13 protein-coding genes are annotated in these 12857 nt (G+C 67.7%); all 13 read left to right on the top strand.

Going from position 1 to position 12857, the window contains the following annotated elements:
• Positions 1-175: 175 nt before the first annotated feature.
• The 13 genes from AC5P7X_RS03140 (at position 176) to AC5P7X_RS03080 (ending at position 12855) form a co-directional block, all read left to right on the top strand.
• Positions 176-706: a Csu type fimbrial protein gene (locus AC5P7X_RS03140; protein ID WP_032954051.1), complete on the top strand. Its 531-nt coding sequence runs from the start codon at positions 176-178 to the stop codon at positions 704-706.
• Entirely contained in the window at positions 706-1455 is a 750-nt protein-coding gene (locus AC5P7X_RS03135; RefSeq protein WP_206620716.1) for a fimbrial biogenesis chaperone, read from the top strand. The genes AC5P7X_RS03140 and AC5P7X_RS03135 overlap by 1 nt, the downstream gene beginning before the upstream one ends.
• 7 nt (positions 1456-1462) lie before the next feature.
• Positions 1463-3835, top strand: a complete 2373-nt coding sequence (locus AC5P7X_RS03130; protein ID WP_495214408.1) for a fimbria/pilus outer membrane usher protein — start codon at positions 1463-1465, stop codon at positions 3833-3835.
• A complete protein-coding gene (locus AC5P7X_RS03125; RefSeq protein ID WP_138952847.1) occupies positions 3832-4869 on the top strand; it encodes a Csu type fimbrial protein in 1038 nt (345 codons plus the stop codon). Before AC5P7X_RS03130 ends, AC5P7X_RS03125 begins: the two co-directional genes overlap by 4 nt.
• 152 nt (positions 4870-5021) lie before the next feature.
• A complete protein-coding gene (locus tag AC5P7X_RS03120) occupies positions 5022-5240 on the top strand; it encodes a hypothetical protein (protein WP_495214539.1) in 219 nt (72 codons plus the stop codon).
• Entirely contained in the window at positions 5240-5938 is a 699-nt protein-coding gene (locus tag AC5P7X_RS03115; protein WP_495214407.1) for a fimbrial biogenesis chaperone, read from the top strand. The genes AC5P7X_RS03120 and AC5P7X_RS03115 overlap by 1 nt, the downstream gene beginning before the upstream one ends.
• Before the next feature lie 219 nt (positions 5939-6157).
• Positions 6158-6964 carry a 30S ribosomal protein S2 gene (gene rpsB, locus AC5P7X_RS03110; protein ID WP_005408748.1) on the top strand — a complete coding sequence of 269 codons (807 nt, stop codon included), beginning with the start codon at positions 6158-6160 and terminating at the stop codon, positions 6962-6964.
• Between the two features lie 125 nt (positions 6965-7089).
• Positions 7090-7965, top strand: coding sequence for a translation elongation factor Ts (tsf, locus tag AC5P7X_RS03105; RefSeq protein ID WP_005415856.1), 876 nt, complete (start codon positions 7090-7092; stop codon positions 7963-7965).
• A gap of 247 nt (positions 7966-8212) precedes the next feature.
• On the top strand, positions 8213-9748 hold the full coding sequence (locus AC5P7X_RS03100; protein ID WP_065177433.1) for a GGDEF domain-containing protein: 1536 nt from the start codon (positions 8213-8215) through the stop codon (positions 9746-9748).
• Positions 9749-9869: 121 nt separating this feature from the next.
• Positions 9870-10598, top strand: coding sequence for a UMP kinase (gene pyrH / locus AC5P7X_RS03095; protein WP_005415854.1), 729 nt, complete (start codon positions 9870-9872; stop codon positions 10596-10598).
• Between the two features lie 96 nt (positions 10599-10694).
• Positions 10695-11249 (top strand): ribosome recycling factor, encoded by a 555-nt coding sequence (gene frr, locus AC5P7X_RS03090; protein WP_005415853.1) that lies wholly within the window; start codon positions 10695-10697, stop codon positions 11247-11249.
• A 5-nt stretch (positions 11250-11254) separates the two neighbouring features.
• The gene (gene uppS, locus AC5P7X_RS03085) at positions 11255-12022 is read left to right on the top strand and encodes a polyprenyl diphosphate synthase (RefSeq protein WP_032954050.1); all 768 of its coding nucleotides are present in this window, start codon (positions 11255-11257) and stop codon (positions 12020-12022) included.
• Entirely contained in the window at positions 12019-12855 is an 837-nt protein-coding gene (locus tag AC5P7X_RS03080; protein WP_005415851.1) for a phosphatidate cytidylyltransferase, read from the top strand. Before uppS ends, AC5P7X_RS03080 begins: the two co-directional genes overlap by 4 nt.
• Positions 12856-12857 lie beyond the last annotated feature (2 nt).

The following is a 12857-nucleotide window of genomic DNA, read 5'->3' as shown; positions in this document are numbered from 1 at the left end:
ATGCACGGTTCCGGCAAGGTAAGTGAAAGCGTGATGGCCTCCGCTCTTTCGTCTGCCTATTTATCACGGATTACAGACACTTACGCCTCCTAAGCTGGAACCACCGTCGTCAAAGCGGCACCGAACGTGCCGTCTTCGCCTTGTTCAACGGACCTTCGGGTCAGGGAGGTTGTTCATGCGATCCCCAGTTCGATCCCCGCTGGCATGGGCCGTGGCCGGGTTCCTGCTGTCCAGCCCGGCAATGGCCGCCGACACCACCACCTTCAATGTCACCCTGGTGGTCACCAAGGCCTGCACCATCACGGCGGCGGCCGCGACCAACGTGGACTTCGGCACCGCGGCATCAACCACCACCACGCCCACCCTGGGCCAGGGCACGGTGACCGCCCAGTGCTCGGCACTGACCCCGTACACGATCTCGCTGAATGCGGGCGCCAATGCCAGCACCGCCAATGACGTCACCACCCGGCGGATGAAGAACACCAATGCGGCGGTGACCGCCAACAACTACGTCGGCTACCAGCTCTACCAGGATGCCGCACATACCCTGGTCTGGGGCGCCACAACCGGCACCAACACCCAGGCCGGCATCGGCACCGGCCTGGCCGTGCCTTACATCGTCTACGGCCAGATCCTGAACCTGAGCACCAACAACCCGGCCGCCGGTAGCTACCTGGATACGGTTACCGCCACGATCACCTATTGATGGAGCACGCCCGCATGGCCGGATCCCGCCCGTGGCGCGCCACCGGCGTGGCGCTGCTCGCCCTGTACCTGCTCGCCATCGCGGCCGCCGGCGCTACCAGCCTGCAGGTGGCCCCGACCAGCCTGCAGCTGGAAGCCCGCCAGCGTGCCGGCGAATTGTGGCTGACCAACAGCGGCACCTCACCGGTGAAGCTGCAGGTACGCGTGTTCCGCTGGGTGCAGCAGGACGGCCAGGAACAGCTGCTGCCCACCGAGGCGTTGATGGCCACTCCACCGATGCAGGAACTGGCCGCCGGACAGCAGCAGCTGGTGCGGGTCATGCGTGCGGACAAGGAACCGCCAGCGGCACAGCAACATTACCGCCTGATCGTTGACGAGGTGCCCGACCTGGCCACCCGCGCGGGTGGCATGCAGTTCGTCCTGCGCTATTCGATCCCGGTGTTCGTGCAGCCCTCGGCCGGCACGCTGGCGCCGCAGCTGCAGGCCCGGCTGGTAAAGCTGGCGGACGGCCGCAACGGCGTCGAAGTAGCCAATTCGGGCAACAGTTACGCTCAGATCGCCGATCTCGCGCTGGGCAGCGCCACACGCCCGCGCATCGTCCATCCCGGGCTGCTGGGCTACGTACTGCCCGGCCAGGTGATGCGCTGGCCGATCGAACGCACGGCGATCGACCGCGACAACGACCAGATCACGGCCAAGCTCAATGGCGAGTCGGAACAGACGCCGCTGTCGCCCCCACCGGCTCGCTGAGGCGTTGATGGGCGCGCTGTTGGCTGCCCTGGCTCCCGCGGCGACCGAGGCCGCCGATGTGTCCGGCGTGGCCACGGCGGCTGATGTATCCGGCGTGTCGGCCGATGCGATCCTGCCCGCCCCCACCCCACTGACCGCCAGCCAGACGCTGTACCTGGATGTGTCGCTCAACAGCACGCCGCGCGGCCTGCTGCCGTTCACCGAGAACCGTGGCCGGCTGCAGGCCAGCCCCGAAGTGCTGCGCCAGCTCGGCTTCAACGCCAGCGGCGATGCACCGGTCTACCTGGACCAGATCAGCGGTGCGGTGGTGCGCTACGACGCCCACATGCAGACCTTGGCGCTGGACGTGCCGCTGGACCAGCTGACACTGCCCACCACCGTGCTCAGCCGCCCGCAGACGCGCGCCCCCACCGGCAGCGCCTCGCCCGGCGTGCTGCTCAACTACGACGTCTACGGCAGCCGGGTGGACACGCTCGGCACCCTCAGCCTGAGCTCGGAGCTGCGCGTGTTCGGTATCGGCAATGGCACTTTCGAGAACACCGCCATCAGCCGCCGCTACCAGCAACCCGGCGATCGCCATTGGCGCGGCTCCAGCGTGCGCCTGGACACACGCTGGAGCCTGGATTTCCCCGATAGCGCAACGACCCTGGAGGTCGGCGATTTCTACAGTGGGTTCGTCGACTGGACCCGCCCCGTGCGCCTGGGTGGCCTGCAGATCGGCCGCAACTATGGCCTGCAGCCCTACCGCGTGCTGACGCCCACGCCGAGCTTCCTCGGCCAGGCCGTGGTGCCCTCCACGGTCGAGCTGTATGTCGATGGCCTGCGCCAGTACAGCGGGCAGGTGCCGGTCGGCCCCTTCCAGCTCGCAGCACAGCCCGGAATCAGCGGCACCGGCAACGCGCAGGTGGTGGTGACCGACGCATTCGGACGCATGCAGACGCTGGACTTCAGCTTCTACGGCACCCAGCAGCTGCTGGCCAAGGGCCTGTCGGACTGGTCGGTCGGCGTCGGCCACCTGCGCCGGGATTTCGGCGAGCGCTCCTTCGCCTATGACGATCGCACGGTGGCCAGCGCCAGCTGGCGCGGCGGTGTCACCGACGCGTTCACCGGCGAGGCGCATGCCGAAGGCGGCGGCGGCCTGGCCCAGGGCGGCATTGGCGGCTGGTGGCTGCTCGGCGCCGCCGGCGTGTTCAATGCCGCCTATGCGCACAGTAACTACCACGGCCTGCAGGGTGGGCAATGGGCGCTGGGCTACAGCTGGAACAACCGTCGCTTCAACGTCAATCTGCGCAGCGTGCGCGGCCACGGCGACTACCGCGACCTGGGCGCGCTGCAGGGCAACCTGCCACCAAGCATCAGCGAGCAGGCCACGGTCGGCCTGGACCTGCTGCGGCTGGGCACGCTCAGCGCCAGCTATCTGCGCCTGCGCTACCCCGAAGGCGACGACAACCGCTATGCCAGCCTGTTCTGGTCGCGCACCTGGAGCCAACGCTGGTCGGCCTACCTGTCGGTGAACCAGAACCTGGCCCGCAGCGATGACCGCAGCATCTACCTGTCGATGACTGCCAGCCTGGGCAACAATCGCCAGGCCAGCCTCTCCAGCCAGCGCAACGGCGACAGCCAGAGCTGGGTGGCGGACGTGACCCAGCCGGTGCCCGGCGATGGCAGTGCCGGCGGCGTCGGCTGGCGCGCACAGCTGCGCCACGGCGAGGACGGCAACGGCGGCCTGGCCGAAGTTGGCATCCTCAACGATGTCGGCCGCTATTCATTCGGCGCCTCGCGCCAGGGCGGGCTCAACTATGCCTACGCCAGTGCCAGCGGCAGCCTGGTATGGATGGGCGGGCACGCCTTCGCCACCCGCGAGGTATCCGATGCGTTCGCGGTGATCAGCACCAATGGCGTCGGCGGCGTCCCGGTGCGGCTGGAGAACCGCCTGATCGGTGTCACCGACGATCGCGGCCTGCTGCTGGTCAGTCCGTTGCTGTCCTGGCAGCGCAACCGGGTCTCGATCGACACCCTGGACCTGCCCGAAGACATGCGTGCCGACCGCATCGAGGACTGGGTCACGCCGCGCCAGCGCGCCGGCACCCGCGTGACTTTCCAGCTGCGTTCGCGGTCGTCACTGAGCCTGACCCTGCTGGCGATGGACGGCCAGCCTCTGGAGGTGGGCAGCGAGGTGCAGCTGCCTGACGGTCGCCAGGCCACGGTCGGCTACGACGGCCTGCTCTACCTGGAAGATGTCGCCGCCGGCAGCGTGCTGTACGTCACCACCAGCCATGGCCCGTGCCGGGTGAAGGTACCGGACCTGCCCAAGGTGGTGGCGTCCGGTGCCCGCCCGAAGCCGGCACCGCAGCAGTGCATTCCGGAGGTGGCGCCATGAGGGTGCTGCTGCTCTTCCTGCTGCTGTGGGCCGGCCTGCTGGCAGCGGCGCCGGCCGGCGCCACCGCGGTCTGCACGGCGGTCGCCGATCCGACCCTGCCGTTCGGCAACATCAACAGCAATGCACCCGGCCCGAGCACGGCCAACCTCAACATCACGGTGACCTGCACCACCGCCGCGCTGAGCCTGCTGGCCACCACCGGCGTGCGCGTCTGCGTGGGCATCGGCGCAGGCAGTGGCGGCGGCAGCAGTTCCACGTTCCGCACGATGGCCACCTCTACCAGCGACACGATGAATTTCCAGCTGTACAACAACGCCAGCTTCGGCCAGGTCACTGGCCTGGTCCCCCGCGGCACGCCGCCAGCGCAGGAGCTGACCATGAGCTACAACGTACCGCTGCTGACCGGCGGTAGTGGTGCGCAGACTGTGCAGCTGTTCGGTCAGATTCCGGCCAACCAGGTCCTGGCCTCCGGCGCGTACAGCAGCACTTTCAGCGGTGCCAGCGTGGTGCTGACCTGGGCCTGGAACGAGGTGCTGGCCGGTAGCGCCACCGTCCCCGCCACATGCAACGGCGGCGCCACCGGTACCAACAGCGCGAGCGCGGCCTTCAGTTTCACCGCTACCGCCAACGTGCTGCCGCAATGCGGCAGCTACGTCACCACCAACATGAATTTCGGCAACGTCACCGGCGGCATCCCGGCCAACATCGACCAGACCGCCACCCTCACCCTGACCTGCCTGAAGAACACCGCCTTCCAGGTCGGCCTGAACAACGGCCAGAACAATCCCGCCGCCACCACCACCCGGCGCATGGCCACCACCATCGGCAACAGCACCTACTACCTGCCCTACGAGCTGTACCGGGATCCGGCACGAAGCCAGCGCTGGGGCAACACCCTGACGGTCGACACGGCCAGCAGCACCGGCACCGGAAGCGCACAGCAGCTGACCATCTACGGCCGGGTACCGCCGGTCACCGGCCAGCCCCCGGCCGGCACCTACAACGACCTGGTGACGGTGACGATCACCTACTGACCTGCGTGCCGACCAACGGTCGGCACCCACCGGACGAAGGCCGTGCCGAGCGCGGGCTCGGCGCTACAGTTGCGGCGCATCCGGCCGATACCGCGCAGCGAGTCTTTCAGCACAGTGGGTGGCAGGTGGTTCGCGCATTTCTGATCGGGGCGATGCTGGTCGCCAGCACGCCGGCGCGCGCCGAACCGCGCAGCAGCACGCTGCAGATCCGGCTGACCGTGGTCGAATCCTGCAGCGACGATGGCGGCGCTCCCCGTTGCGCGGCGCCCCACCAGCGCAGTGACGCCCCCAAGGGGCCGCCCCAGGTCCGCGACCTCGCACCACCGGCGACAGACGACAGTGCAATGCCTTCCGTGACCCTCATCTACTGATGCGCGCGCTGCTGATCCTGCTTGGACTGCTGCTGGCGCAGCCCTCGGCGGCGCTGGAGCTGTTGCCGACCACCCTGCAGCTACCCGCCGAAGGCGGCCGCGCCGAACTGTGGCTGCGCAATCCGGGGCCCGGCCGCTGGCAGGGGCAGGTGCAGGTGCTGGCCTGGGAGCAGCAACTGGACGCCGAACGACTGCAGCCCAGCGACCGGATCCGGGTCAGCCCTGCGCGGCTGGACCTGGCCCCTGGCAGCACCCAGCGCGTCTGGCTGCTGCCAGGCAGTCCGCCAGCATCGGTGGGTGAACAGGCCTATCGGATCGTACTGGCGCCGGCCTTGCCGGGATTGCCCCGCTACTCGCTGCCGTTGTTCCGCGGCCCAGCGGCGCCAGCGCTGCATGCCCGGCTGCAGGCCCGCATCGAGGCACTTGGGCCTCAGACCATGCTGCGACTCAGCAATTCCAGTACGCTGCATGGCCGCCTGCACGATCTGCGATTCATAGCGGCCGACGGCCAATCGTCGCTGCTGGTGGCCGGGCTGGCCGGCTATATCCTCGCAGGCCATGAACGCCGCTGGCCCCTGCCTGCCCACCCCGATGGCTATGTGGGCGGCCACTTCCGGGCCCGTCTGCAGGACGGCCGCGAGGTCGATCTGGCCGCATCTGACCCTGCAATTGCAGCGGACGCCCCCAGCGGGCTATAATCGACCGGATTCCTGCCGCCTGCGTGCGCGGGAGCCCGTCCACACCGGACGTCACCGGTGAATCCACACCTGCTGCCCCCATCCGTGCCGGGGTGCTCCGCGAGGAGTTCGGCCACGGAGGCAACAGGGAAGCCCAACCCCGGAACCGATCGCGCTTCCACGCGTCCCGCATACCTATCCCGCGGGCGGAATCGCTGGTTCCATATCAGGAGTATTGCAATGCCCCAGGTCACCATGCGTCAGATGCTGGAAGCCGGCGTCCACTTCGGCCACCAGACCCGCTACTGGAACCCGAAGATGGCTCCGTACATCTTCGGCGCCCGCGGCAAGATCCACATCATCAACCTGGAAAAGACCGTCCCGCTGTTCAACGATGCGATGAACTTCATCTCGTCGGTTGCCCAGAAGCGCGGCACCGTCCTGTTCCTGGGCACCAAGCGCAGCGCCCGCGAAACCATCAAGGAAGAAGCCGAGCGTTGCGGCATGCCGTTCATGAACCAGCGTTGGCTGGGCGGCACCCTGACCAACTTCCGTACCGTCAAGCAGTCGGTTGCCCGCCTGAAGGAACTGGAAGCCGGTGAAACCGACGGCACCTTCGAGAAGCTGGTCAAGCACGAAGTGCTGGGCCTGCGTCGCGAGCGCGACAAGCTGGAAGCCTCGCTGGGCGGCATCAAGGACATGAACCGTCTGCCGGACGCCATCTTCGTGATCGACATCGGCCACGAAGACATCGCGATCAAGGAAGCCAAGAAGCTGGGCATTCCGGTCATCGCCGTGGTCGACACCAACTACAACCCGGAACTGGTGGACTACGCCATCCCGGGCAACGACGACGCCATCCGCGCTGTGCAGCTGTACGCCCGCGCCGCTGCCGACGCCGTGCTGGAAGGCAAGGCCGCTGCCCCGCACGCCGCTTCGGTGCGCGAGGAAGAGTTCGCTGAAGCCGCTGCTGAAGGCGAAGAGAAGCCGGCCCGCCGCGCTCCGGCCAAGAAGGCTGCCAAGAAGGGCGACGACGCCCAGGCCTGATCCAGGCCCCGGGTGGACGCCCGGCGTCCACCCTCCCTGCACGCAGCCCCTGGCGCGTGACAGGACCGTGTCACACGGGCCGGCCACCATGCCGGCCCAACCCCTTTCTTTCGTGAGGTAATCCCGTGGAAATCACTGCTTCCCTGGTCAAGGAACTGCGCGAGCGCACCGGCGCCGGCATGATGGAATGCAAGAAGGCGCTTACCGAAGCCAACGGCGACATCAACGCCGCTGCTGAAGCCATGCGCAAGTCCGGCGCTGCCAAGGCCGACAAGAAGGCTGACCGCGTGGCCGCCGAAGGCCGTCTGGGCCTGGCCCAGGACGGCGGCAAGGCCGTGCTGGTCGAAGTCAACTCGGAAACCGACTTCGTCGCCAACGATGACAACTTCAAGTCCTTCGTCAACGCCGTCGCTGCCGCTGCCCTGGCATCGGGCGCCACCGACGTCGAAGCCGTGAAGGCCGCCACGCTGGCCGACGGCCGCACCGTTGAAGAAGCCCGCGCCACCGCCGTGCAGACCCTGGGTGAGAACATCCAGATCCGCCGCATGGTCAAGGTCGACACCACCGGCAACATCGGTGCCTACGTCCACACCAACGGCAAGGTTGGCGTGCTGGTCGACCTGATCGGCGGCGACGTCGAGCTGGCCCGTGGCCTGGCGATGCACGTGGCCGCGCTGAAGCCGCCGCACAACAAGGCTGCGGACGTTCCGGCCGAGTTCGTCGAAAAGGAAAAGGAAATCGAGCTGGCCAAGATGACCGAGAAGGACAAGGCCAAGCCGGCCGACATCCTGGAAAAGATCATCAGCGGCAAGATCAACAAGATCGTCAGCGACGTGACCCTGTACGGCCAGACCTACGTGCTGGGCGACACCACCGTCGAGCAGGTGGTCAAGGCCGCTGGCGCGGACGTGGCAGGCTTCAAGCTGCTGATCGTTGGCGAAGGCATCGAAAAGGTGGTGGAAGACTACGCCGCCGAAGTTGCCAAGGCGATGCAGGTCTGATTCCAGCCCTTCGGCTGTGAAACGACCAGAAGGAGCCGCGGGAAACCGCGGCTCTTTTTTTATGGCCGCTCCACCCGTGGATGGCCAGATCCGACGGTGCGCACACCCGTCCCGGCACCTTTGCGTTGCGCTCGAATCAAGCCGATACTCAGTCGCAGGGAATCCTCAGTCACTTAGCAGGAACGAAAATCGCGGACTGTGATGCATTCCTAGGTATTCTTGCCCCAATGGAATTGAACGACCCGACATGCCTCCCGAGCTGACAGCTGCCCTGGCGCTCTGCCGCAACCTGCCTTCGCCACCCGGTATTGCCCTGCGCATCATCGAACTGGCTCAGGACCCGGAAGCGGACATCGCCACCGCCGCCGACATCATCGCCATCGACATGGCGCTGAGCGCTCGCATGCTGCGCATCGCCAATTCGCCGCTGTATGCCAGCCGCCGCCGCATCGAGAACCTCGGCCAGGCGCTGACCATGCTGGGCCTGAACGCCACGATCAGCCTCGCCCTCGGCTTCACCGTCACCCAGGGCCTGACCGGCGGTGGCGCCGATCATGACCTGCGCCAGCGCGCGTGGAAGCGCAGCATCCTCAGTGCCCTGGCGGCCAGCCAGCTGGGCCAGGCGCGCGGCCTTCGCCGGCTGGAGGAGCTGATGCTGGCCGGACTGCTGCAGGACCTGGGCGTGCTGTGCCTGGCCCAGGCCGAGTCGGAGCGCTACCTGCCGCTGCTGCGCGAAGCACGCGACAACATCGACCTGGTTTCCCTCGAGCGCGAGGCGCTGGGCTGCAGCCACGCCGACGTCGGCGCCTGGGTGGCCGAGCAATGGGGCCTGCCCCGCTACCTGGTGGAGAGCATCAGCCACAGCGAGGACGAGGACGCCGCCGAATCGCCATTCCAGGCCTGCGTGCAACTGTCCGGCGCAGTGGCCGACATCTGGCTGGATAGCGACGCCGATGCCGCGCGCGAGCGCGCCCTGCAGCAGGTGCACGACCGCCTGGAGCTGGACAGCGCGCGCTTCGACCAGGTGCTGGCCCGCATCAGCGAGGCCCTGCCCGACATCGCCAGCCTGTTCGATGCCGGCCTCAATTCTCCGGCGCGGGTGCGCGAGCTGATCGATCATGCGCAGGAACTGGCCACGCTGCGCAACCTGCGCGAACTGCAGGATGCCGACCAGGCACGCCGCCGTGCCGACGAATTCGAGGCGCGCGCCAAGCGCCTGGCCGACCAGGCCCATCGTGATGCGTTGACCGGCGTGCTCAACCGCCGCCAGCTGGAAGCGGTGCTGGAGCAGGAATTCCTGCGTGCCGGCCGCCAGGGCTGGCCACTGTCGGTGGCCTTCATCGACCTGGACGACTTCAAGAAGATCAACGACGCCCACGGCCACCTGACCGGTGACGAGGTGCTGCGCGCGTTCGCCGGCAAGCTGCAGGGCCAGCTGCGCAACAGCGACACCGTGGCCCGCTTCGGCGGCGAGGAGTTCGTCGCGCTGCTGCCCAACACCAGCGAAAGCGTGGCCCTGGACGTGATCCGCCGGGTGCTGGCCAACATCGTCGCCACGCCGATGGCCGAGCTGGAGGGCGGGCCGCTTTTCGTCACCTTCTCCGCCGGCGTGGCCACCCAGGGCGGCTACGAGCGCTTCGCCGACGTCCAGGACCTGCTGCGCGCGGCCGACGACGTGCTGTACCGCTCCAAGAACCTGGGCCGCAACCGGGTGATCGCCCGCTCGCCGGGGGCGCTGGGCCATGACGAGCTGTCAGCCACGGCCAGCGCCGAACTGGGCTGAACGGGACGCCCCGGCCGACCGGGGCGAACCATCGGATTCTGCGCCGCAGTGCACAAAACACTTTGGCACAACGCCGCATGCGCGTAGAATCGCCCGCGATTTCCACGCACCCGAGGTCCACATGTCCAAGCTCGCCTATCGCCGCATCCTTCTGAAACTGTCCGGGGAGGCGCTGATGGGAGACGAGGACTACGGCATCGACCCCAAGATCATCAATCGCCTCGCCCGTGAGGTCATCGAAGCCCAGCAGGCCGGTGCCGAAGTGGCGCTGGTGATCGGAGGTGGCAACATCTTCCGCGGCGCCGGCCTGGCCGCCGGCGGCATGGACCGCGTAACCGGCGACCAGATGGGCATGCTGGCCACCGTCATCAACGCCCTGGCCATGCAGGACGCCCTCGAGAAGCTGGGTGCCAAGGCCCGGGTGATGAGCGCGATCAAGATCAACGACGTGTGCGAGGACTACATCCGCCGCCGCGCCATCCGCCACCTGGAAAAGGGCCGCCTGGTGATCTTCGCTGCCGGCGTCGGCAGCCCGTTCTTCACCACCGACTCCGGCGCCGCACTGCGCGCGATCGAGATCGGCGCCGACCTGCTGCTGAAGGCCACCAAGGTCGATGGCGTGTACGACAAGGACCCGAACAAGCACAGCGATGCGGTCCGCTTCGACAGCCTGAGCTACGACGAAGTGATCCGCCGCGGCCTGGAAGTGATGGACACAGCGGCCTTCGCTCTGGCCCGCGACAGCGACCTGCCGATGCGCGTGTTCGACATGGGCCAGCCGGGCGAACTGCTGAAGATCCTCAACGGCGCGAACATCGGCACCCTGGTCCAGGGCCGCGACCCGGCCTGAGCCTGAGCGCAAAGCGACGACCGGGCCGATTCAGGCCCGGCAGCGTCCCGTATTCGCCTATAATCGCCCGATTCCAGATACATCCAGGACCGGGCGATGCTCAACGACATCAAGAACAACGCGCAGACGCGCATGGCCAAGAGCATTGACGCTCTGAAGCACACCCTCACCTCCATCCGGACCGGCCGTGCCACCCCGGCCCTGCTGGACCGCGTGACGGTCAGCGCCTATGGCAACGCCAGCACCCCGCTGAACCAGGTCGCGTCGATCTCCAACGCCGACGCCCACTCGCTGCTGGTCACCCCGTTCGACAAAGGCATGATCAAGGAGATCGAAAAGGGTCTCTACAATGCCGAGTTCACTCCGAACACGCTGGGCACCGCGATCCGCATCAACATGCCGCCGCCGACCGAAGAGCGCCGCAAGGAGCTGGTCAAGCAGGTGCAGAAGGAAGGGGAAGGCGCCAAGATCGCGATCCGCAACATCCGTCAGGACGCGAACAAGGAAATCGCCAAGCTGGTCAAGGACAAAGCGATCAGCGAAGACGAGAAGAAGCGCGGCGAAGACGACATCCAGAAGCTGACCGACGCCAACATCAAGGACGTCGACAAGGTCGTTGCCGACAAGGAAAAAGAACTGCTGTCGGTCTGAAGTCGATGCCTTCAGTCCCGCCTCCGTTGCCTGCCTCCCTGCCCCGCCACATTGCCATCATCATGGATGGCAACGGGCGTTGGGCACAGCAGCGCCGTCGCCCCCGCGTGATCGGCCACCGTGCCGGCGCGCGCGCGGTCAACCGCACCATCGAGCGCTGCCTTGAACTGGGCATTCCGGCGCTGACCCTGTTCGCCTTCTCCAGCGAGAACTGGGGCCGGCCGCAGGAGGAAGTGGACGCGCTGATGAAGCTGTTCCTCGGTGCACTCGACCGCGAAGTGGACGAGCTGCACCGGCGTGGCGTGCGCGTGCGCTTCATCGGGGAACGCGAGCGCTTCGGCGCCGGGCTGGTCAGCCGCATGCAGCTGGCCGAGCAGCGCACCGCCGACAACACCACCCTGACCCTGTCGATCGCTGCCAGCTACGGTGGCCGCCAGGACATCGCCCGCGCCGCGCGCGCCCTGGCCGTCGAAGTGGCGGCCGGTCGCCTGCTGCCCGAGCAGATCGACGAAGCGCTGCTGGGCAGCCAGGTGGCCCTGGCCGACCTGCCGCCGCCGGACCTGTTCATCCGCACCGGCGGCGACACCCGCATCAGCAACTTCCTGCTGTGGCAGCTCGCCTATACCGAACTGTGGTTCACCGAGGCCCTGTGGCCGGACTTCGACGCCGGGCAGCTGCAGCAGGCGCTCGACGCCTATGCCGGTCGCGAGCGTCGTTTCGGCCTGACCAGCGCCCAGATTGCCGCACTGGCCACCGAGACTTCCAGCCCATGACCAAGACCCGAGTCCTTGCCGCGCTGATCATGGCGCCGCTAGCCATTGCGGCGATCCTGCTGCTGCCCACGCAATGGCTGGCCGCCGCCGCCGCCGCCGTGCTGCTGATCGGCCTGTGGGAATGGCTGAAGCTGGCCGGTATCGAAGACACCCTGGCGCGCACCGTGCTGCTGGTGCTGAACCTGCTGCTGATGGTGCTGCTGGTCTGGGCCGATGGCAGCACCCTGGTCCTGTTCCAGATAACCACGCTGGCCGGCGTTGCCTGGTGGCTGGCCGCGCTGCTCTGGTTGCGCTTCTTCAACTTCGGTGCACAGCCGTCGGCACCCTCGCGGATCCTGAAGATGCTGGCCGGTACCCTGGCCATCGTCCCGGCCTGGGCCGCGCTGGTGCTGATCCATGCCGGCGGCGATCCGCCGGGCCAGCAGGGCCACCTGTGGCTGCTGGCTGCGCTGGCGCTGGTGTGGGCGGCCGACTCGGGCGCCTATTTCGCTGGCCGCCATTTCGGCAAGCACAAGCTGGCGCCGCGGATCAGCCCGAACAAGACCTGGGAAGGCCTGTTCGGCGGCCTGCTGGCCGGTGTCGCCGTGGCCCTCGGCCTGGGCTGGCTGGCTGGCATCGATGCCGCACACCTGCCCGGCCTGTTGATCACCGCGGTGGTGGCGGTGTTCGCCTCGGTCCTGGGCGACCTGTTCGAGAGCCTGATCAAGCGCCATGCCGGCGCCAAGGACTCGGGCCACCTGATCCCGGGCCACGGTGGCGTGCTCGACCGGGTCGACGGCGTCCTCGCCGCCGTGCCGGTGTTCGCGCTGGGCAAGGAAATCTTCGGGTTCTGACC

The organism is Stenotrophomonas sp. YJH_SMC_53 (assembly GCF_059369995.1).
The sequence above is the reverse complement of the archived record's forward strand: the minus strand, read 5'-3'. Positions and strand labels throughout refer to the sequence as shown.